This window comes from Yersinia sp. 2466 StPb PI (genome assembly GCF_041538325.1).
GTDB classification, from domain to species: Bacteria; Pseudomonadota; Gammaproteobacteria; order Enterobacterales; family Enterobacteriaceae; genus Yersinia; species Yersinia enterocolitica_E.
This window is the reverse complement of the sequence record NZ_JAULSL010000001.1, coordinates 3,044,046-3,066,793: the sequence shown is the minus strand read 5'-3', so window position 1 is coordinate 3,066,793 and position 22,748 is coordinate 3,044,046. Positions and strand designations below refer to the sequence as shown.

Sequence of the window (22,748 nt, the reverse complement as noted above, 5' to 3'; positions counted from 1 at the left end):
ACCATAAATAAAGTTAGCGTGCTGCTTATATAGCTACTAACAATTATCCTGATAAATAATGGCAACCACTGATTAAAAGACAGTACGCCTCTATTTGCTATTTTGCTGGGTGACGAGTAAAAAATGTCGTTTATGACACATAAAATATAAGGATAATTTCTGTCTCAATCAGAAACTGGAGGGGGGAAACAATGAAAGTGATTAAAAAACCACTTTCATTGCTAATTATTCTGTTACCAGATGGCTTAGGGAATCAGCGGAGCCAGTTGGTTTTTGCCAGCTCGACCACCTCATCGCCACGGCCATTAATGATAGCCCTTAGCATGTAAAGGCTGAATCCTTTGGCTTGCTCAAATTTGATTTGTGGTGGCATCGACAGCTCTTGCTTGGCGGTGACCACATCGAGCAAAACCGGCCCCGGATGAGCGAAAGCACTCTCTAGTGCGGCATCTAATTCGGAGGCTTTCTCGACCCGAATCCCTTTGATACCGGCGGCATTGGCAATGGCGGCAAAGTCTGGATTATGCAAGTCAGTGCCATCGGTCAGATAGCCACCGGCTTTCATCTCCATGGCGACAAACCCCAGAACACTGTTGTTAAACACCACAATTTTCACCGGCAGTTTTAATTGTGCCAGAGTGAGAAAATCCCCCATCAGCATGGTGAAACCACCGTCACCGCATAAGGCAACCACTTGCCTGTCAGGGGCCGTTGCTTGCGCGCCAATGGCTTGTGGCATGGCATTGGCCATCGATCCATGGTTAAACGATCCCAGTAAACGCCGCTTACCGTTCATTTCCAGATAGCGGGCCGCCCATACCGTTGGTGTGCCGACATCACAGGTGAATATTGCGTCATCAGTGGCATGGCGGCTAATCTGTTGTGCCAGATATTGCGGGTGGATGGGTTGATTATCATTGGCGGTCGCCAAACCATCCAGATCTTTACGGGTGGTACGGTAGTGCTCTAACGCTTTTTGCAAAAATGTGCTGTCACTTTTGACTTCTAGTTGTGGCAACAGCGCGCTAAGTGTGGTTTTGATATCGCCGACCAGCGCCATATTGACCGGGCAATGCGCACCAATACTGCCGGGGTTGATATCAATTTGGATGATATTGGCGTTGGTTGGATAGAATGCACGGTAGGGGAATTGTGTTCCCAGCAGAATTAGGGTATCGGCATTGAGCATGGCATGATAGCCGGAGGCAAAACCAATCAGCCCTGTCATGCCAACGCTGTAAGGGTTATCCCACTCAATATGTTCTTTCCCGCGTAGGGCATGTACTACCGGGGCTTGCAGCATTTCAGCTAACTTCACCACTTCATCGTGGGCGTCAGCACAGCCGCTACCACACATTAGCGTGATATTTTTCGCCTGATTAAGCGTTTGCGCCAAAATGTTCAACTCACTCATCAGCGGCTGAACTAGCGGTAATTTGGGTGTTTGCCACACGATGGCGGCATCTTCTGGTGCAGGTTGTAACGCCACGTCACCTGGCAATACGATCACTGATACGCCGCGATTGAGGATAGCTTGACGCATGGCGATTTCCAGCACCCGTGGCAACTGTTCCGGGTTAGAAACCAGCTCACAATAGTGGCTGCATTCGCGAAACAGTTCTTGCGGATGGGTTTCCTGGAAATAACCACTGCCAATCTCACTGGAGGGAATATGTGCGGCAATAGCCAATACGGGGACATGATTACGATGACAGTCAAACAGGCCATTAATCAAATGCAAATTACCCGGGCCACAGGAACCGGCACAGACTGCTAACTGCCCGGTGAGTTGTGCCTCAGCCCCGGCGGCAAAGGCGGCCACCTCTTCATGGCGAGTACCCAGCCATTCGATAGTGCCCATCCGATGCAGACTATCACTCAGGCCATTGAGTGAGTCGCCGGTTACACCCCATATTCGCTTAACACCTGCTTGTTCCAACGTTTTTGCGACCAGTGTTGCCACAGTTTGCTTCATAGTTGTGTTCCCTCAAGGATTAATGGCGAGTCATTATTCTATGAGGTCAAAGTATGGCGCGTTTGGCAATAATTGCGCCATTAATGGAGGCTAATCGGCATTCAGGCTAGTTGGACATCACCTTGTAACTGGCAGCTACAAGCTAACACATAACCTTGAGCAATCTCTTCTGCTGTCAGCGTCATGGTGCTGCTGGTGGTATATTCGCCATGCAGAATACGGGTTTTACAAGAACCACAAACACCCGCGCGGCAGGCGGCCATCACCGGTACTTTGTGTTGTTCCAAGGCGAATAGCAGGGACGTACCCACCGGGACTTTAACACTGCGCAAAGGATGGCTGATGGTCATCGTCAATTCATTACCGCTATCGACAGCGTTATCACGGGTGCGGAACTGCTCTTTCTGGAAATGATCTGCTGGAACTGATTGTTCGCGGCAATACTGCTCAACCCAATCCATATAGGGCGCGGGCCCACAAGTCATCACCCGGCGGTGGGCAATGTCAGGTGCTACCTGTTGCATTATTTGTGCATTGATTCTACCTGCAACGAACCCATCGCTGGCCTCTGATTCAGCCATCAATGTGAGCTGTAATTGTTGTGGATAGCGCTGTAACAAGGCTTGCCAGCTAGCGGCAAAAATGACATCTGCTGGTGAGCGCACATTAAATATCACCCGGATATCTGCTTGTGCACGCCGTGCCAGTAAGTCACGACACATCGACATCACGGGAGTGACACCACAGCCAGCAGCTAGCATCAGGTAGTGGTCATCATCAGCGTGAGCACAAGTAAAATCGCCCTGAGCATCGGAAAGCCACAGGTAATCCCCCACCTTGACTTGCTGGGTCAACCAGCGTGATCCTTCCCCATCAGCTAAACAGCGCACGGTGAGCTGGATAAACGGACTTAAACCGGGTGTCGAGGAAAGCGTATATGCCCGCAGCGTTTCATCACTATTGCGAATGCTTACCAAGGCATATTGGCCCGGTAAATAAGGATAAAAATCGTGATTAATTAACCGCAGGCTCCAGACATCGGGTGTTTCTTGCCAGATGGAATGAACTTGCATGCGGTTAGGGCACAGGGCGGTAGGACAGTCGGTTGGGATAAAATCAGCGGTTGGGATAAAATCAGTCATCAAAACCTCACAACGAATCAGGTCATTTTCGGGCAAAAAAGCCATTAATAGTGCCCGACCAGTGGCAATAAACCACTCTGGCCGGGCAATGTGCCATTACTTAATGAGCCAAAATATTGACTTAACTCCCCAAAATCGCACTCATATCTTGCTCTACGGTGGTAATAGGACGCATACCAAATTTCTCGTAGAGGATGGCCATCAGGTTGTCAGTCAGGAAACCTGGCGCGGTCGGGCCGGTATAAATATTTTTGACACCCAATGACAACAGGGTCAGGAGAATGACAATGGCTTTCTGTTCAAACCATGACAGTACCAGACTGAGTGGCAGGTCATTGACGGTACAACCCAGTTTTTCTGATAATTTAACCGCCAGCATGATGGCGGAGTAAGCATCATTACACTGGCCGACATCCAGCAGGCGTGGCAAGCCTTCCAAGGTACCAAAATCCAGTTTGTTGAAGCGATATTTGCCGCAAGCCAGTGTCATGATGATGCAATCTTGTGGCACACTGCGGGCAAAATCAGTGAAATAGCTACGTTCTGTACGGCTACCGTCACATCCCCCGACCAGGAATACATGACGCAGCTTTTTAGTGGCGACCAAATCAATAACGGTATCTGCCGCATTCAACAAGGTCTGGCGGCCAAAACCGACAGTAATCAAGTGTTCCAGCTCATTATACGGGAAGCCAGCCATCCCCAATGCCTGTTCAATGACGCGGGTGAAATCTTCCCCATCCAGGTGATTAACACCCGGCCAGCCAACAATACTGCGGGTCCAGATACGATCACCGTAATTGCCTACGTTCGGGTCAATGATACAGTTAGATGTCATTAGGATCGGACCGGGGAATTTGGCGAATTCGGTCTGCTGATTCTGCCAGCCACTGCCATAGTTACCCACCAGATGTGGATAGCGTTTTAACTCAGGGTAGCCGTGAGCAGGCAGCATTTCACCGTGGGTATAAATATTAACGCCGGTTCCCTGAGTTTGCTCCAACAGCATTTGTAAGTCTTTGAGATCATGACCGGAGATCAAGATAGCTTTACCGGCAACCGGGCGCACATTCACCGACGTTGGCTGTGGATCGCCATAGGCTTGGGTTTCGCCGTGGTCCAAAATGGCCATCACATTGAAGTTCATTTTGCCAATACCCATTGCATTATTCAGTAGCGTGTCGACATCACGCGGTTGGGTACCCAACCAGGCCATATAAGCATGATAATCAGCATAAATCTGCTCATCGAACTGCCCCAGGACATGGGCATGTTCCATATAGGCCGCCGCCCCCTTCAGTCCATACAAGCACAGCATGCGCAAGCCGTGGATATCGTCACCGACGTCAGCTTTATCGTTGTTTAGCGCAAATTGCAGCGATTGTTGTTGCAGGGTAGGGATATCGTCGGACAGTAGTTGTAGCTCAGCCAGTGGGTGATCAACCGTGATAGTGCTATCAAGCAAGCGGCAACGAATGGCCAGTGATTGGCGCAATAAGATGGCTTCTTTCGCGTAACCGACGATTCTGTCTGAGTCGAAATTCACATTGGTCAGGGTCGAGAAAAAAGCTCTGGGTGCAAAGCTATCAATCTGATGATCGATAATACCAAGTTCGCGGGCGGTCAATGCCCATGCGGAAAGCCCTTGCAGTACAGCAACTAATAGGTCTTGTAAATCAGAGGTTTCGGCGGTTTTTCCGCACATCCCCTGCGCGTAAGAGCAGCCGTTACCCGCAGGTGTTCGGATAGTTTGTTCACATTGCACACAGAACATAATTATTTTTCCTTTTAAAGTTGCATTTGTAATGCGTGTTTAAAAGCATAGAGGTGCACCCGAGGTTTAAAAAGGCTTTTTTAATGCAACTTTCACTTGTTTTGATTTGGCGCAACTTTTGCTGCGAATGAGAATTTATTCACTATTAGGTAGGAACAGCGCACAGTGAATCGGCTGATCCACGGCGCTGGGTAATAAAGTGATTAAGAAAAGAAAGCGATCAATACCGGGGCCAGTAAGCTTAGCAAGAAACCGTGGACGATAGCGGCAGGGACCATCTCCAGCCCACCACTGCGCTGCAATACCGGCAAGGTGAAGTCCATAGAAGTGGCGCCACATAAGCCAAGCGCCGTGGAGCGGCTACTGCGGACTAAGGTTGGAATCAGCATGATTGCCACTAATTCACGCGCCAAATCGTTAAAGAATGCGGCACTACCAATTACTGGGCCGAACGCATCAGTCAGCAAAATACCAGACAGTGAATACCAACCAAAGCCAGAGGCCATCGCCAGCCCGGTTTTAACTGGCAAACCGATCAGTAGTGCAGCAAGCATACCACCGAGTAAGGCACTGATTGCTACCACAAATGCCACCATGGTGCCACGGCGGTTCAACACTATCTGGCGCAGTGTCATACCACTGTTACGCAATTGAATCCCCACTAAGAACAGCAGGAAAATCAGTGCCAACTCGCTGCCTTTGGCGGCAAACTGCAACCACTCCCATTGGCTTAGACCCAACAGGAAGCCAACAATGACTACGCCGCACAGTTTTAATGACTCTAGCGCCATATGCAGCCGTGAGGGTAATGCTTCCTGCCGATGAGTATTCTTCCACGGTATTTTGCGTTCGAGCAAAAACAGTGCGAGCAAATTGGCACAAAAAATACACAGAAAAAAGATGCCGGTGTACTGGAAAATGAGCAGCAGGTTAGCGCTGAGGTTTTCCAAAAAGGCCAAGCTGATCCCCATAAAAAATAAAATAACGTAAACCATCCAGCTTAATAAGCGGTTGATTAATTGAATTAATGGTTTGCGACTAAGTGGGATCAGATAACCAATAATTAACGGCAAAAGTATGATCAACAATCCTGAATACACGAGTTATACCGTCCTATACCCTTCTTCATTGACGTTACTGTGGTGTTAGCTGCACTTGCCCACCCGAATCACTTATCGATGTAAGCTCATCGGAATGAATGAACCTACTTGAGACTCACCCTGTGAACGAGCATGAATGTTATGCAAATCGGTTCGAGACCGATTAATCATTCGTTTGTGGACTTGTTGTAACGCCAATGACTTTGGTTATCATGAGCAGATTAATAATGAGCTGTGGCGCAATAAGCTATCTAAAATCAGCGGCAGAGTAAAGCAGTACGCACGGGCCGCGGCACTTGACCCGTAAGGTTTTTTTGCGTCTGGCGTCAAGACAATCGACTATGATTGCTGAGTTAACAGTGTTATCTGTAGTATCAGTATGAATAAATTCGCACCGGAGGCGTAGCATGTATCTTGAACGTGTTGATATTGTCGGTTTTCGCGGTATTAATCGTATTTCATTGAGCCTTGACGATAATACTGTGCTAATCGGTGAGAACGCCTGGGGTAAATCCAGCTTATTAGATGCGCTCACGTTGCTGTTGTCTCCCGAACCTCAACTCTATCATTTTACCGTGCAGGATTTTTATTATCCGGCAGGGGACGAGACGGCTAAAGAGCGCCATTTACAGGTTATTTTTACCTTTTGTGAGAAAGACATTGGTCATTGGCACTCCCCACGTTACCGCCATTTAGCCCCATTATGGATAAAAAATGATGATGGTCTGCATCGTATTTATTATCGGGTCGAGGGGGAACTGGCTGATGATGGCACGGTGTGCACCTGGCGTACTTTCCTTGATTTAGAAGGCCAGCCACTGTCTTTGCACGATATTGAGAAGTTGGCACGTGGCGTTATTCGTATCCACCCGGTATTGCGATTGCGTGATGCGCGCTTTATGCGCCGGCTCCGTAGCAGCACCGAAAACAGCCATGCACCTGATAAAGTGGCGTTGAACCAGCAATTGGATCAATTAAGCCGTGAGTTGGTCCGTAACCCACAGAAACTGACTAATTCAGAATTACGCCAGGGCTTGGAGGCGATGCGCCAACTGCTGGAACACTACTTTGCCGAGTCTGGATCGCAGTCCGCCGGTTTGCGTAATCACCGTTATCGGCCACAACCGGAACGTGAAGCTTGGCTGGCCCTCGACAATATAAACCGGATGGTGGCTGAGCCGAACAGCCGCAGTATGCGGTTGATACTTTTAGGGATGTTTTCAACGTTATTGCAGGCTAAAGGGCCATTGAGTCTCGATCCCCATTCTCGGCCCTTGCTACTGGTAGAAGACCCTGAAACCCGCTTGCATCCGATAATGCTGTCCGTCGCCTGGGGGTTGCTCAGCCAGCTCCCTCTGCAACGGATTACCACGACAAATTCCGGTGAGTTAGTGTCATTAGTGCCGATAGAGAGCATTTGCCGATTGGTGCGCGAATCGGCAAAAGTCGCGACTTATCGTATTGGCTCTCGTGGCATGAGCCCTGAAGATAGCCGCCGTATCGCTTTCCATATTCGTTTCAATCGGCCCTCAGCCCTGTTTGCCCGTTGCTGGCTGCTGGTGGAAGGTGAAACAGAGATCTGGTTACTCAATGAGTTTGCTCGCCAGTGTGGTTACCACTTTGAAGCTGAAGGGGTAAAAGTGATTGAGTTCGCTCAGAGTGGTTTGCGCCCGCTGCTTAAGTTTGCCAACCGGATGGGCATTCAATGGCATGTTCTGACTGATGGCGATGATGCCGGTAAAAAGTATGCCGCCACGGTGCGTAATATGGCGGACAATGGGCGCGATCATGAACGGGATCGCCTGACCATATTGCCAGCACCAGATATGGAACACTTTTTATATCGCGCTGGCTTTGATGATGTCTATCATCGGATCTCAGCAATTCCTGCCAATGCCAAAATGCAGCCGCGTAGAGTGATTGAAAAGGCGATTCACCGTACCTCCAAGCCGGATCTGGCTATTGAGGTTGCCAGTCAGGCCAAAGAGAGGGGGGTAGAATCTGTCCCCCTATTACTGAAAAAAATGTTCTCTCAAGTAGTTTGGCTGGCGCGTGGTCGAGCCGATTAGCACCAGATCACTTCAACACGGGTCACGCCACGTCGTGAGTAAAATGCGTGGCTAACGCCCCCTCAAGTTGTGCAAGTAACTCATAGCGGCGGCGATATTCTGCCCGTTTTTTGCTAGCAATATCTTCAATCGGTTTACGCGCGAATTTGGTCGGTAAATTGAAATGGCCTTCTGTGCACGCTACTCCGCCAACAGACAACCAAAAACTGTCATAGTCAGCATGCAATATCTCTTTTTTCTTGGCCCGATAGCGCCAGTTTTGATAAATGTGCGTTTCATTCCCCACGGCTTTAATTTGTGTTATTCCCATTAACTCTGCCAGACAGCATGCGGCTTCCAATACCAAACGTTTAGGGAATAAACCATGACAAGCTTTAGTGCTGGTGTGAATTGCGCTGTGTGGTGTTCCATTATCGGCACCTTGTAACCCACCAATAAACAATGTTTTTTGCTGTTGATAGTAAAACAGGCTGAAAGTCAGCACCGCCAGCGTTTGCTGTTGCTCATTTGCCAGCATCAGCGTAATTTCTCCTTCCTTATTGAGTTTTGGAATAACACCCAAATAAAGAGAATACTTTTCCTCATTCTTGCCAATTAATTCAGCCAGTTTATAGGGCGAAGTATGCAAGTAGTTGCGACGTAATACTGCAGGCATACATTGGTTTACCAAGAGGAAATGATCCTGTAGCACCCCCAGTTTTTGGCGATTATTGAACGTGTTAGTCAGATAAGGACGATGCAACTTACAAGGCAAATCGGGTTGTGCGCGCAGTATACTGTTTAGTAACGGTTGTTTTACCAGTACACCCAATAAACGAAAGGTCAGTTTTGGGCTGATAAGGGTCCGGGCGATAAATTTAAGCCGAAACTGCAATTTTTGCCATGAGCCACCCAGAGCCTGACTACCTTTGAATAGCAATGTAATTAACCCCCAACGGTTAATATTGTTGGGGATTGATGCTGTGTTATTGATGTTATGCATGATTAAATCCGTAATATCGCTGTGTTTCTGGCGCTATTCAAACAAACGGGAACTAAACAGAGGCTCAATGCATCTTAGATTTCGCCTATAGCACGGTTGTATTGATATTTGGTTTAGTTAAATGAGAATTTCTGATGCTATTTTCAGCAGATTGAAAAATTGACGAATAGGGAAGGTAATTGATTTGATTCAGTTCAGTCGCAGTCAGCGCCGATGGCTTACCATAATTGCCGTGTTAATTATCGGGGGTTTTTTCCTCATCAGACATCTGACGGCCCCAGCCCCGGTGCAATACCAAACAGTAAAAGTTGCCAATCGTGACTTGCAACAGAATGTTCTGGCAACCGGCAAACTCGATGCGGTGCGTAAAGTTGATGTGGGTGCACAGGTCAGTGGCCAGTTGGAAAAACTGTATGTGGAGATTGGCGATCAAGTTAAGCAAGGACAATTGCTGGCGATGATCGACCCGCAACAGGCACAGAACCAAATTAAAGAAGTAGAGGCGACATTACAGGATTTGAATGCTCAGTTGGCACAGGCGAAGGCTGAAATGCAACTGGCCGCGGTCACCCTGCGCCGCCAACAGGATTTGGCAAAATTACAGGTGGTATCACGCCAAGACTTGGATCAGGCCAGTACCACGCTGGCAGTGAAAAAAGCGCAGGTAGAGACGATTAATGCGCAAATTAATAAAACTAAAGCCAGTTTGGATACAGCAAATATCAATCTCGATTACACCAAAATTTCTGCGCCAATGGATGGCGATGTGGTGCAAATCACCACCTTGCAGGGGCAAACAGTGATCGCCGCTCAGCAAGCGCCTAATATTCTGACGTTGGCGGATATGAGCACTATGTTGGTGAATGCGCAGGTATCCGAAGCGGATGTCATTCATCTTAAACCGGGGATGAAAGCTTCATTTACCGTGCTGGGTGATCCTGGGAAACACTTTGATGGGGTGTTAAAAGATATTCAACCAACACCAGAAAAAGTAAATGATGCCATTTTCTACTCGGCACGTTTTGAGGTGCCGAATCCAGATCGCTTATTGCGCCTGCAAATGACTGCGCAGGTTTCAATTCAACTTGCCAATGTAAAACAGGCAATGGTTATTCCGTTATCGGCCTTGGGTGATGAGTTAGGGACTAACCGTTATCAGGTCGCGGTGCTGAAAGACGGTAAAGAAGAGAAACGTGAAGTGACGATTGGTATCCGTAATAACGTTGATGCACAGGTGATTTCTGGTTTGAATATCGGTGATGAGGTCATCGTTAGCCGCGGTGGCACGGAGGAGACGTAATGACGGCATTGCTTGAGTTAAAAGGCATCCGTCGTAGCTATCAGTCCGGTGAAGAGACCGTGGATGTATTGCAGGATGTCTCACTGACAATTAATGCCGGTGAGTTAGTAGCAATTATCGGCGCTTCCGGTTCGGGTAAATCGACGCTGATGAACATTCTGGGTTGTCTGGATAAGCCTAGTGCTGGTGTTTACCGCGTCGCAGGGCAGGATGTGGCGGTATTGGATAATGATGCACTCGCGGCTCTGCGCCGTGAGCACTTTGGCTTTATTTTCCAGCGTTATCATTTGCTGCCGCATCTCAGTGCTGCCCACAATGTCGAAGTACCGGCGGTCTATGCCGGTTTGGGTAAAAATGAACGCCGCGAGCGGGCCAATATGTTACTCACCCGTCTGGGGCTGGGCGACCGTGTCGGGTACCAACCCAACCAGCTATCTGGTGGGCAGCAGCAGCGTGTCAGTATCGCCCGTGCTCTGATGAATGGTGGGCAGGTGATTTTGGCTGATGAGCCAACCGGTGCACTGGATAGTCATTCCAGCGTTGAAGTTATGGCTATTCTGAAACAGCTACAGCAGCAGGGGCACACGGTTATTATTGTGACTCATGACCCTACTGTTGCGGCTCAAGCTGAGCGGGTTATCGAAATAAAAGATGGCCGCATTATGGCGGATTCAGGCTCGAAAACGGTGCAAGCAGTGGCCGCTTCTGAGGCAATTAGTCTGACGCCACCCGCTCCATCATGGCAGCAACTGGTGGGCCGTTTCCGCGAGGCTTTATTAATGGCCTGGCGTGCTATGTCGGCCAATAAAATGCGCACGGCCTTGACCATGTTGGGCATCATTATCGGTATTGCCTCTGTTGTCTCTATCTTGGTAGTTGGGGATGCGGCCAAACAACTCGTTCTTGCTGATATCCGGGCTATTGGCACCAATACTATTGATGTTTATCCCGGCAAAGATTTCGGTGATGACGACCCCAGTACCCGGCAGGCATTGGTTTATGACGACATGGCAGCACTGAAAGCACAGTCCTACGTCAGTGCTGTATCCCCGACCATCGCAGGCAGTATGCGGCTCCGCTATGGCAATATTGATGTTGCCGCCAGCGTATCGGGGGTCAGTGAACAGTATTTCCGTGTATATGGTATGAAACTCGAACAGGGAACGGCCATTACCCGTGAGCAGGTTGAACGCCAGTCGCAAGTTGCTGTTATTGACCGTAATACCCAGCGCCGCTTGTTCCCGCATATGAAAGACGTCGTAGGGCAGGTCATATTGGTGGGGAATATGCCTGCCACCGTGGTTGGGGTGGTAGAAGAAAAGCAATCTATGTTTGGTAGCAGTAAAGCGCTGCGAATATGGGTACCTTACAGCACCATGGCGAGCCGTCTGATGGGGCGTGCCTACTTTGATTCGATAACTATCCGCATTAAAGAGGGATATAGCAGCAAAGAAGCTGAGCAGCAGCTAGTGCGGTTGTTGACGATGCGCCACGGCAAGAAAGACATATTCACCTATAACATGGATAGTTTGTTGCAAACGGCGGAAAAAACTACCCGTACCATGCAATTGTTCCTGACACTGGTGGCAGTAATTTCATTAGTGGTGGGGGGAATTGGGGTGATGAATATTATGCTGGTTTCGGTGACCGAACGCACTCGAGAGATTGGTATTCGCATGGCTGTAGGGGCGAGATCCAGTGATGTTATGCAGCAATTCCTAATTGAAGCGATTCTGGTTTGCCTGGTCGGTGGAGCTCTGGGTATCACGCTATCCTTTGCCATCGGTCTGGTTGTAGAGATGTTTCTGCCTAACTGGCAGATAGCTTTCCCGCCGGTTGCATTGTTCAGCGCATTTTTGTGCTCTACAGTGATAGGTGTGGTGTTTGGTTATCTACCGGCCCGCAGTGCTGCTCGACTAAACCCGATTGATGCATTAGCTCGAGAATAAATTAGCTGGTGAATAGATCAGTCAAAGGATTGAACTTGGTTCATATGGCCGCATATTAGAAGTATGAGAAATAAAAATGCCAGTCATCGTTGGCTGGCATTTTGAAACGCAATCGATGTTAGTAGCAACACGCCGCCCGGGGAATACCGTTGGCACCAGACTGTTTCGCTGATGGGCAGGTGCAGGCGAGTGAATGCGTGGTGTCAGGCCATTGCAGCGAGCTCCTGCGGTATGGCTTCTTGCAATAGGACCTCTAACCCGAGTGGAACTATCAGGCTGGCATGGTTTCCTTTTGGTCCCTGATGGACATCAAAGTTAACCATCTGACCGGCTTTTAATGTGCGGTAGCCATCCATCTGAATAGTTGAATAGTGAGCGAAGATATCTTCGCCGCCGCCCTCAGGGCAAATAAAGCCAAAACCTTTGGCATTGTTGAACCATTTAACAGTACCCGTCTCCATACTTCTACGTTCCTCGCAAGGCTATTCTAGTTTGAGATGAGGTAATAACTGGTTAAAGTGAGCGCGAATTGGTTAAAACTCCAACAGATCACGAAAATACACTCTAGTGGAAATGGCCTTAACGTCAAGGGGAGGGCTTTTGTCTGACCAAGGCAGTTATTCAAAGTTTGATGTAGCTAACGCTATTGTGTTTATCTGGTTACAATTTAATCACTTTTAACGCAAAAAAACCGACTTCTTTCTCTGGCGGCGTTATGGCATAAGTGATGTTAAAATAATAATAGATATCTGCATGAAATGGTCTTATAACCGGAGTGAGGTATTGCTCCTGTATGGTTCTGTGAAACGATGGGCAGGCAATGGGTAACAACAACGATTGGCTAAATTTTGAACATTTAGTCAAAGATAAACAGAAAGAGGCGCTCAAACCGCCGTCTATGTATAAAGTTATACTTAACAACGACGATTACACACCGATGGAATTTGTGATTGACGTTCTGCAAAAGTTCTTTTCTTATGATATTGAACGTGCAACACAACTGATGCTCAATGTGCATTATCAAGGAAAGGCGATTTGCGGTGTTTTTACTGCTGAAGTTGCAGAGACGAAAGTCGCACATGTAAATCAATACGCCAGGGAGAACGAGCATCCATTGCTTTGTACGCTGGAAAAAGCCTGATTAAGGCAATTATTGGGAGGTGCCTATGCTCAATCAAGAACTTGAACTCAGTCTCAATATGGCTTTCGCCAGAGCGCGTGAGCACAGACACGAGTTTATGACCGTGGAGCACCTATTGCTGGCATTGCTAAGCAATCCGGCTGCGCGGGAAGCGCTGGAGGCGTGTACGGTTGATCTGGTAGCGTTACGCCAGGAGCTGGAAGCGTTTATCGAACAAACCACACCAACATTACCTGTTAGCGAAGAAGAGCGTGACACCCAGCCTACGCTCAGTTTCCAGCGCGTGTTACAACGTGCAGTTTTCCACGTCCAGTCCTCTGGGCGCAATGAAGTCTCGGGTGCCAACGTGTTGGTCGCCATCTTCAGTGAACAAGAGTCTCAGGCGGCCTACCTGCTGCGTAAGCATGATGTCAGCCGTCTGGATGTAGTGAACTTTATTTCCCACGGCGCTCGTAAGGACGAACCGGGTCAAGCACCGAATGCAGAAAACCCGGTAAATGAAGAGCAGGCAGGAGGGGAAGACCGTATGGAAAACTTCACCACCAATCTGAATCAACTGGCTCGGGTGGGGGGCATTGACCCACTTATCGGTCGCGACAAAGAGCTGGAACGGACTATTCAGGTATTGTGCCGTCGGCGTAAAAACAACCCGCTGTTGGTCGGAGAGTCCGGTGTCGGTAAAACGGCTATCGCAGAAGGCCTGGCCTGGCGTATCGTGCAGGGCGATGTTCCTGAAGTGATGTCGGAATGCACTCTGTACTCACTGGATATCGGTTCACTGCTGGCCGGAACCAAATACCGTGGTGACTTTGAAAAGCGTTTCAAAGCGCTGCTGAAACAGTTAGAAAATGACAAAGATAGCATCCTGTTTATCGATGAAATTCATACTATTATCGGCGCAGGTGCTGCCTCCGGTGGGCAAGTGGATGCAGCTAACCTGATTAAACCACTGCTTTCTAGTGGCAAGATCCGGGTCATTGGCTCTACCACTTATCAGGAATTCAGCAATATCTTTGAAAAGGATCGTGCACTGGCACGGCGTTTCCAGAAAATTGATATTACTGAGCCGACACCGGAAGAGACCGTTCAGATTATTAACGGCCTGAAACCGAAATATGAAGCACATCATGATGTGCGTTATACCGCGAAAGCGATACGCGCAGCGGTGGAGTTGTCGGTTAAGTATATTAATGACCGCCATTTACCGGATAAAGCCATTGATGTGATTGACGAGGCTGGTGCTCGTAGCCGCCTGATGCCACTTAACAAACGTAAGAAAACTGTCAATGTGTCGGATATTGAATCCGTGGTGGCTCGTATCGCCCGTATTCCTGAGAAGACCGTCTCTGCCAGTGATCGCGATGTGCTGAGAAATCTGAGTGATCGGCTGAATATGTTGGTATTCGGTCAGGATAAAGCCATTGATGCGCTATCTGAGGCGATCAAAATGAGCCGCGCAGGATTAGGGCACGAGCATAAGCCGGTCGGATCGTTCCTGTTTGCTGGCCCAACAGGGGTTGGTAAAACAGAAGTTACGGTGCAATTGGCCAAAGCACTGGATATCGAACTGCTGCGTTTTGATATGTCTGAATATATGGAGCGCCATACTGTCAGCCGCCTGATTGGTGCGCCTCCGGGTTATGTAGGTTACGATCAAGGTGGTCTGTTGACCGATGCGGTTATCAAACATCCTCATGCAGTTCTGCTGTTGGATGAAATTGAAAAGGCCCATCCAGATGTGTTTAACCTGTTACTACAGGTGATGGATAACGGCACTCTGACGGATAACAATGGGCGTAAAGCTGATTTCCGTAACGTCATTCTGGTGATGACCACCAATGCTGGTGTGCGTGAAACGCAACGGACCTCAATTGGTTTTAAACAGCAAGATAACAGCACTGACGCACTGGAAGAGATCAAAAAAGTGTTTACCCCGGAATTCCGAAACCGGTTGGATAACATTATTTGGTTCAACCACTTGTCACCTACTGTTATTCAGCAGGTGGTCGATAAATTTATTGTTGAGTTGCAGGCGCAATTAGATGCTAAAGGCGTGTCACTGGAAGTCAGTGAAGAAGCACGTAATTGGTTATCTGATAAAGGCTATGACAAAGCGATGGGTGCACGACCAATGGCGCGGGTGATTCAGGAGAATCTGAAGAAACCGCTGGCAAACGAGCTGTTGTTTGGTTCTCTGGTTGATGGTGGCTCGGTCACTGTTGGGCTGGATAAAGAAAAACAACAACTGGCTTATGAGTTTCAGAGTGCGCAAAAACGCAAAACTGAAGGTGCCGTTCATTAAATGTAAGATATCCGAAATAAGTGGCGTTGCAGTCGATGGCAAATGAAAGATTCCCGATGAGTGAGTATTGAGTGATTCGGGGGATATCGGCGTTATACGATTACTGCGTCAAGTATACCGGGCAATAAAAAAGGGCGATAAGCTATAAACTTATCGCCCTTTTTGTTTTCCACGATTAGTGACTTTTGCATTTTGCTGTTTATTTCACGATGAATAAACCTACTCAATCGATAAAAAAGAAAACGCAAAACGCCCTTGCCATAAATGGGAAGGGCGCCGGAGGGGGACTACATCCTCAGAGCTCGCCAGTCTTAAACTGGCGACAGATTAGCCGATTAACGGCTACGGAAGACAATGCGGCCTTTGCTCAGGTCGTACGGGGTCAGCTCTACAGTGACTTTGTCACCCGTCAGGATGCGGATATAGTTTTTACGCATTTTACCGGAGATATGAGCGGTTACCACGTGCCCGTTTTCCAATTCAACGCGGAACATGGTGTTCGGCAGCGTATCAAGAACGGTGCCCTGCATTTCAATATTGTCTTCTTTGGCCATCGAATCCTCTAGGTGTTACTACCTTAGTTTTTAACCGGCAAGATAATGCCGAAAAACCCACATTATGTAAAGAAGTGTTGGCGGTCATCGCACCATTTCAGCAAAATTAGTCTGCCGGTAAGAGGGGATAAAGCCTAATGTGGGGTACTTTCTCAACGGTTGATCTTTACTGCATCGCGGATGAAAAATTCAACGATTGCGGTAACCAGCATTCAGCCGGTAGTGGACTAAACTGGAGTTGACTCAACTGCTGCATAAAAAAGTTTCGTGGGATCTCAATCGCACCCAGCGACGCAGTGTGAGCGTTGAGGACCTGACAGTCAATCAGTTCTCCACCTTGACGGGTAAAATGATGACAAAAAACCATTAATGCGCTTTTTGAAGCATTGTCAGCTCGGCTAAACATCGATTCTCCGCAAAACAGTTTACCTACTGCAATGCCATATAATCCGCCAACCAGTTCATTTTCCAACCAAACTTCAACTGAGTGCGCGTGCCCTAATGCATGTAATTGGCAATAAGCTTGCTGTACATCCTCGCCAATCCACGTCCCCTCATCACGTTGCGCAGCACAAGCGCTGACCACATCGGCAAAAGCATGGTTAAGTGTGAGGCGATAAGGACAACGGCGCAGAAAGCGGCGCATGCTGCGGCTAATATGCAAATCTTCTGGGAATAACACCGCGCGCGGGTCCGGTGACCACCATAGGATCATCTCTCCGGGGCTAAACCAAGGAAAAATCCCCTTTTGGTAAGCTGCCAGCAGGCGAGGAGCGGCTAAATCGCCCCCAAGAGCCAGCAAACCATTAGGTTCGCGCAGAGCCAGCTCAGGTGAGGGGAATGCAAATGACTGAGAAGATAGCTGTGTAATGCGCATAAATCCCCCTGATGATATCTTCAGGCTCCATAGCCTTGGTACTTGAAGCCACAGCGTTGTTAGCTGTTACGCTCAGTTCGCTGGGTATAATAAATAACAATGAATACCACTTTTTCTTCAGTGGTTTTTATTCATATTAGCGCGAATTATGCTAATTACCTGCTCGCATCAGGTGACTCATTCACAATTCACGCAGCCCACTGTTCAATGGCGTTGATGGAATTGGTAATAGCGCCCTTTGTGTTGCAATAAACTGTGGTGATTGCCTTGCTCGACTATCTTGCCACCATCCATCACGCAGATTCGATCCATATATTCCAGACCGTATAAACGATGAGTGACCATGATCAGGCTCTTGTGCTGACAGTGTTGGCGCAGCAGAGCCAGAATTTGTTGTTCTGTTTCAGCATCTAACCCTTCGGTAGGTTCATCAAGTAGCAAAAGAGGCGCTGGATGTAGCAAGGCACGGGCAATTCCTAAACGACGCTGTTCACCGCCAGAGAGTGGCCGGCCACCATCCCCCATCCAGGCATTCAGTCCCTCACTGTTATCAAGTAAGTTGGCTAACCCGACGTGTTCCAAAACCGTTTTCAACTGTGCATCAGATGCCGTAGGGCAAGCCAGCAACAGATTTTCACGTAACGTACTGCTGAAGACATGTACCCGCTGGCTGACCACTGTCATCATTTGGCGCAAGGTATTTTCGTCATAATTGGCCAATGGTTCCCCATTAAGCGTGATACTGCCTTGGCTGGCATCCCAGGCCCGGGTTAATAATTGTAACAGTGTGGATTTTCCACAGCCCGTGCGCCCAAGTAGCGCAATATGCTCCCCTGCGGCCAGTGACAGCGATATATTCTGCAAAACGGGTAAAGGCTGCTGTGGGTAGGTAAAACTCAACCCTGTCACTTCTAGCGCCACCTGTGCGGTCACCTCTGGACCATGGGTCGGGAATGTCACTTCAGGCTGTTGTTCCATCAATTGCGCAACGCGGGTCGCGGAAGCGATAACTTGCCCCAAGTGTTGGAATGCACCAGCCACCGGCAGCAAGGCTTCAAATGCGGCTAAAGAGGTAAAAACAAAGAGCGCCAGTAATGCGCCTGGTTGATTATTCCCGCCAATACCTTCAGCGGCGAGCCATAAAATTAGCGTGACCGTTAGGCCAGTAGCCAGAATCATTAGCGCCTGCGCTAAACCAGCCAAGGATGCTTGCTGTTGTTGGCGTTTCATCCAGCGTTGTTCAATATCCTGCAACGAGGCACGGAATTGCTGCAACGCACCGAATACCAATAACTCTGCCTGCCCCTGTAACCAAGAGGTCAGTTGCGAACGATAAAGACCACGCAGGTCCGTCAGGTCACGACCAATGGGCTTACCGGCACGGTAGAAGATCAATGGGACGAGCAGTAATAACCCCAGCAGAATTGCACCGAGTGTCAGGGCCAGATTGACATCCAGATAGCTTAAACCAAACGTCACGGCAGCAATAATTGCGATGGCGGCCACCAGCGGTGAGATGACGCGCAGATAGAGATGATCGAGGGTATCAACATCGGCGACCAACCGGTTCAGCAGTTCACTTTGGCGAAAACGGGCAATACCGGCAGGGGAGAGTGGTAGGATCTTCTGGAAAGCGAAGACCCGCAGATGTGCCAGTACACGGAATGTCGCGTCATGGCTGACAACTCGCTCTGCGTAGCGGCCCGCCGTACGGGTAATTGCGGCCCCTCGGACACCGGCTGCCGGTAGTAAGTAGTTAAACGTATATAATCCAGCAGGGCCAGCGATGGCGGTACCCGCAAGGAACCAACCGGATAATGTCAGCAAGCCGATACTGGCCAGCAGCGTGACAATTGCCAGCACGATACCCAGACAAATCAGGAACCAATGGCGGCGATACAACGCCAAAAAAGGAAGAAGTACGCGCATAATTAAAGCTCCTCACTGCGATGGGACAGCAGATTGGCAAATGAACCGTCAGACTGGCTGAGGGTGGAGTAATCACCTTGCTGAATCAGAAGGCCACTATCCATTACCCAGATTTGATCATAACCCAGCGTATCTTCTAACTGATGGGTAACCAGTAGCGTCGTCTGCCTGCGAGAGGCTTCCTCTAGTGCTTTCATCACCAACTGTTCACTGTGAGCATCAAGGCTGGCGGTGGGTTCATCCAGTAGCAATAAGCGGCACGGATTCAGTAAGGCGCGGGCAACGGCAACACGTTGCGCCTGCCCAACGGAGAGACGTGCAGAATGGTCGCCGACTTCAGTATTCAGCCCTTGTGGCAAATCAGCCAGGAATTCATTGATATAGGCACGCTCCACCGCCTGTTGTAATTGGCTGTGTGACGCATCTGGCTGGCCCAGCAAAATGTTGGCCGCCAGCGTCTGTTCCGGCAAATGTGGGTTTTGGCCAACCCAGCTTAATTGTCTACGCCACGCTGGTGCTTCCAGTTCGCGTAATTCAACCCCGTTCACTTTCAGTGAGCCGCGATAGGGTAAAAAGCCCAGCAGCAGGTTGAGTAATGAACTTTTACCTGCGCCACTCAGACCAACAATGGCAACGCGTTTGCCTGCGGGTAATAAGAACGTCAACGGTCCGGCCAACCGGGTGCCATTAGGGGCCAGAATTTCCAGTTGGTCGGCTTCCAGGGTGATAGCTTGGTTACCTGTCAGCACTTGGTCACCTTGGCCAATCGCTTCGCCTTCACTACTCAAAAATGTGACCAGCGATTCTGCTGCGCCAACTGCCTGAGCTTTTGCGTGGTAAAACGTGCCTAAATCTCTCAGCGGTTGGAAGAATTCAGGGGCCAGGATCAATACCAGAAAACCCGCAAACAGGGTGACGCCAAAACCATAACTACCAAAATTCAGTTCACCCAAATAGGAAAAACCAAAGTAGACGGCAACCACGGCAATAGAGATGGCGGCGAAAAACTCTAATACGGCTGAAGATAAGAATGCCATACGCAGCACTTCCATGGTGCGGCGGCGGAAATCTTCTGAGGCATCACGAATTTGGTCGGTTTCTGCTTTAGCGCGGTTAAATAACCGTAACGTGTCTAATCCGCGTAAGCGATCAAGGAAGTTGCCACTCAACCGTGCCAGTGCGACAAAGTTACGCCGATTGGCGTCGGCGGCACCCATCCCGACCAGTGCCATAAACAGCGGGATCAATGGCGCGGTGACAAACAAGATCAAACCTGCCGCCCAGTTGATAGGGAAGACGGCAATCAGGATAAGCAATGGAATGAATACGGCCAGATACATCTGTGGTAGATAGCGGGAGTAGTAGTCCTGCATATCTTCAATTTGTTCCAGAATGATGGTTGCCCAACTGCCCGCGGGCTTACCTTTCACCCACGCAGGGCCGAGCTGTTCTAATCGGTCTAAAACGACATTACGGATCTGCTGGCGAACTTTCATTCCGCAGATAAATCCCACCCGTTCACGCAACCAACTGATCACGGCGCGCAATGCAAAGGTTCCGGCCAGTAGCCAAAAATCAGCAGTCAATGCCGATCGGGGGAGTTGGTCGATAATCAGAGATTGCAGCAGGGTGGCCAGTAACCATGCCTGAGCGATGATCAATAACCCGCTGAGGAGGCCAAGTAACATGGACAGGCGGAGCCAACGTTGCGCGGGGGCGCTTTGTTTTTTCAGCCAACGAATCAACTCATACTGTCTTGTTTTATTCATCAGGCAATTTATCTGCGCAGGGAGCTAGAAAATATCAAAAAGTGTCTGTCACCGTTGACGGTGGCAAACTCGCGAAAGGCAATATTACCTTGTCATGACGAGAGGTGAAACCATTAGGTTGTGATAGTCGCCGCATTCCACAACAGGAGTAATTTACTGTTTTTAATTGGGATGCGGGCGAGTGAAAATAAAAAACGGGTGGTTCACTTATCGTAAACCACCCGCCACATAGCGCTTGGATCCCCATGCGGAATCGTTACTTATCGTTTACTAGCCCATCCAGATAGCGTTCTGCATCCAGTGCCGCCATACAGCCGGTACCGGCGGAGGTAATTGCCTGGCGATAAATATGGTCCATAACATCGCCCGCAGCGAACACACCCGGAATGGAGGTTTGTGTGGCATTGCCTTGCAGACCTGACTGAACTTTGATGTAGCCGTTTTCCAGTGCCAACTGACCATCAAAGATGGCGGTATTTGGGCTGTGACCAATCGCAATGAAGACGCCAGCAACAGCAATCTCTTCTGTCTCACTGTTTTTGGTGGATTTAAGGCGGACACCGGTGACACCCATATCATCACCCAAAACTTCGTCCAAGGTGCGATCAGTGTGCAATACGATGTTGCCGTTTTTTACTTTTTCCATCAGGCGATCAATCAGGATTTTCTCTGAGCGGAAGCTATCACGACGATGAATTAAATGAACTTCAGCTGCGATATTCGCCAGATACAACGCCTCTTCAACCGCAGTATTACCGCCACCGACTACCGCCACTTTCTGATTCCGATAGAAGAAACCATCACAAGTCGCGCAGGCAGAGACCCCTTTGCCTTTGAAGGCTTCTTCTGACGCCATTCCCAGATAGCGGGCAGAAGCCCCTGTAGCAATAATCAGCGCGTCACAGGTGTACTCAGCACCATCACCAAACAGGCGGAATGGGCGGTTTTGCAAATCAACGCTGTTGATATGATCGAATAGAATCTCTGTTTGGAATTTTTCTGCATGCTCATGCATCCGCTCCATCAGAGCAGGACCAGTCAAGCCTTCAGGATCACCAGGCCAGTTCTCCACGTCAGTAGTGGTGGTTAACTGACCGCCTTTCTCCATTCCGGTAATCAATACAGGTTTCAGGTTGGCGCGTGCAGCATAAACCGCCGCAGTGTAACCCGCAGGGCCAGAACCCAGAATAATCAATTTGCTATGTTTAGCCGTGCTCATGAATACCTCTTTCCCACAATGGCGGACAATGTTAGCGATTGTAGGGAAAATTGGGCATTAAAAAAAGCAGACAAAAATGTTGTTAGCGATTTGTTTGATAGGTGATGCCTATTTAATGAACTAAATGTATTAAGAATCGGCAGTTAGCGGTGAAGCGACGTCAGGCTGCGGGCAAATTGGACCCAAATTAATTTTTACGTTACGCGCCAATTCGCGCTGAAAAGCTTTGACCCTATAAAAAATGTGGCTTGCAAGCCGATTGAGCAAAAAATAGCCATGACACAAAACCACCTTTTTGCACCATTTTATAGCAAATTTAGGACGAAAAAATAGCTAAGGGAAACACTCTGGGATTTTAATTCTGGCACGTTCTACTGATTTAACTTCTTTTACTTTGACAATCGGCTGTGCATTTGCGAAAACATCATAGGAAGAAGAAATTATCTGCGCGCCATAAATTTCAGATTTGGTATCAGTGATGCCAAGCGAAAACCCTGGAACGTTTTCGATTAATGCTGGATGGCGTGTGAAGTAAGTTCTCGAACAACTGTAGGGGGGAGTTTCTACGGCGGTTCGTGATGTGCTATCTCTTCCTCAACGCTAATAATCATCGAGTACCTCGCATACAGTTGGACAGACAGGGTGTGAGATAACAACGTGTTGATA

16 protein-coding genes are annotated in these 22,748 nt (G+C 48.8%); 5 read left to right on the top strand and 11 right to left on the bottom strand.

What is annotated here, in order from left to right:
* Nucleotides 1-253 precede the first annotated feature (253 nt).
* The 4 genes from poxB to Q2T72_RS13855 form a co-directional block, all read right to left on the bottom strand.
* Nucleotides 254-1,975 (bottom strand): ubiquinone-dependent pyruvate dehydrogenase, encoded by a 1,722-nt coding sequence (gene poxB / locus Q2T72_RS13870; protein ID WP_372569325.1) that lies wholly within the window; start codon nt 1,973-1,975, stop codon nt 254-256.
* Between the two features lie 101 nt (nt 1,976-2,076).
* A complete protein-coding gene (hcr, locus tag Q2T72_RS13865; protein ID WP_372569896.1) occupies nt 2,077-3,048 on the bottom strand; it encodes an NADH oxidoreductase in 972 nt (323 codons plus the stop codon).
* A gap of 190 nt (nt 3,049-3,238) precedes the next feature.
* Nucleotides 3,239-4,891 carry a hydroxylamine reductase gene (hcp, locus tag Q2T72_RS13860; protein WP_083158417.1) on the bottom strand — a complete coding sequence of 551 codons (1,653 nt, stop codon included), beginning with the start codon at nt 4,889-4,891 and terminating at the stop codon, nt 3,239-3,241.
* Between the two features lie 203 nt (nt 4,892-5,094).
* Nucleotides 5,095-5,991: a lysine exporter LysO family protein gene (locus Q2T72_RS13855; protein WP_083158418.1), complete on the bottom strand. Its 897-nt coding sequence runs from the start codon at nt 5,989-5,991 to the stop codon at nt 5,095-5,097.
* Nucleotides 5,992-6,398: 407 nt separating this feature from the next.
* Between Q2T72_RS13855 and Q2T72_RS13850 the strand changes: the two genes are divergently transcribed.
* Nucleotides 6,399-8,060 carry an ATP-dependent endonuclease gene (locus Q2T72_RS13850; protein WP_372569324.1) on the top strand — a complete coding sequence of 554 codons (1,662 nt, stop codon included), beginning with the start codon at nt 6,399-6,401 and terminating at the stop codon, nt 8,058-8,060.
* A 22-nt stretch (nt 8,061-8,082) separates the two neighbouring features.
* On the opposite strand, the gene Q2T72_RS13845 is transcribed toward Q2T72_RS13850, so the two are convergent.
* Nucleotides 8,083-9,042, bottom strand: coding sequence for a VirK/YbjX family protein (locus Q2T72_RS13845; RefSeq protein ID WP_372569323.1), 960 nt, complete (start codon nt 9,040-9,042; stop codon nt 8,083-8,085).
* A gap of 187 nt (nt 9,043-9,229) precedes the next feature.
* Here Q2T72_RS13845 and macA point away from each other — a divergent pair, with 187 nt between their 5' ends.
* The gene (macA, locus tag Q2T72_RS13840) at nt 9,230-10,342 is read left to right on the top strand and encodes a macrolide transporter subunit MacA (RefSeq protein WP_193784808.1); all 1,113 of its coding nucleotides are present in this window, start codon (nt 9,230-9,232) and stop codon (nt 10,340-10,342) included.
* Entirely contained in the window at nt 10,342-12,291 is a 1,950-nt protein-coding gene (gene macB, locus Q2T72_RS13835) for a macrolide ABC transporter ATP-binding protein/permease MacB (protein ID WP_372569322.1), read from the top strand. Before macA ends, macB begins: the two co-directional genes overlap by 1 nt.
* Before the next feature lie 203 nt (nt 12,292-12,494).
* Here macB and cspD read toward each other — a convergent pair whose 3' ends face one another.
* Nucleotides 12,495-12,752, bottom strand: coding sequence for a cold shock-like protein CspD (gene cspD / locus Q2T72_RS13830; RefSeq protein ID WP_083158423.1), 258 nt, complete (start codon nt 12,750-12,752; stop codon nt 12,495-12,497).
* Between the two features lie 359 nt (nt 12,753-13,111).
* Here cspD and clpS point away from each other — a divergent pair, with 359 nt between their 5' ends.
* Both clpS and clpA read left to right on the top strand, forming a co-directional pair.
* A complete protein-coding gene (gene clpS / locus Q2T72_RS13825; protein ID WP_005184739.1) occupies nt 13,112-13,432 on the top strand; it encodes an ATP-dependent Clp protease adapter ClpS in 321 nt (106 codons plus the stop codon).
* 25 nt (nt 13,433-13,457) lie between these two features.
* Nucleotides 13,458-15,734 (top strand): ATP-dependent Clp protease ATP-binding subunit ClpA, encoded by a 2,277-nt coding sequence (clpA, locus tag Q2T72_RS13820; protein ID WP_050084965.1) that lies wholly within the window; start codon nt 13,458-13,460, stop codon nt 15,732-15,734.
* A 335-nt stretch (nt 15,735-16,069) separates the two neighbouring features.
* On the opposite strand, the gene infA is transcribed toward clpA, so the two are convergent.
* The 5 genes from infA to trxB all read right to left on the bottom strand — a co-directional run bounded on the left by infA (nt 16,070) and on the right by trxB (nt 22,082).
* On the bottom strand, nt 16,070-16,288 hold the full coding sequence (gene infA, locus Q2T72_RS13815) for a translation initiation factor IF-1 (protein WP_002211347.1): 219 nt from the start codon (nt 16,286-16,288) through the stop codon (nt 16,070-16,072).
* Nucleotides 16,289-16,454: 166 nt separating this feature from the next.
* Nucleotides 16,455-17,165, bottom strand: a complete 711-nt coding sequence (gene aat / locus Q2T72_RS13810; protein ID WP_083158424.1) for a leucyl/phenylalanyl-tRNA--protein transferase — start codon at nt 17,163-17,165, stop codon at nt 16,455-16,457.
* Between the two features lie 204 nt (nt 17,166-17,369).
* Nucleotides 17,370-19,094: a cysteine/glutathione ABC transporter ATP-binding protein/permease CydC gene (gene cydC / locus Q2T72_RS13805; RefSeq protein ID WP_083158425.1), complete on the bottom strand. Its 1,725-nt coding sequence runs from the start codon at nt 19,092-19,094 to the stop codon at nt 17,370-17,372.
* A gap of 2 nt (nt 19,095-19,096) precedes the next feature.
* Nucleotides 19,097-20,863, bottom strand: a complete 1,767-nt coding sequence (cydD, locus tag Q2T72_RS13800; RefSeq protein ID WP_083158426.1) for a cysteine/glutathione ABC transporter permease/ATP-binding protein CydD — start codon at nt 20,861-20,863, stop codon at nt 19,097-19,099.
* A 256-nt stretch (nt 20,864-21,119) separates the two neighbouring features.
* A complete protein-coding gene (gene trxB / locus Q2T72_RS13795; RefSeq protein WP_372559344.1) occupies nt 21,120-22,082 on the bottom strand; it encodes a thioredoxin-disulfide reductase in 963 nt (320 codons plus the stop codon).
* Nucleotides 22,083-22,748: the final 666 nt, after the last annotated feature.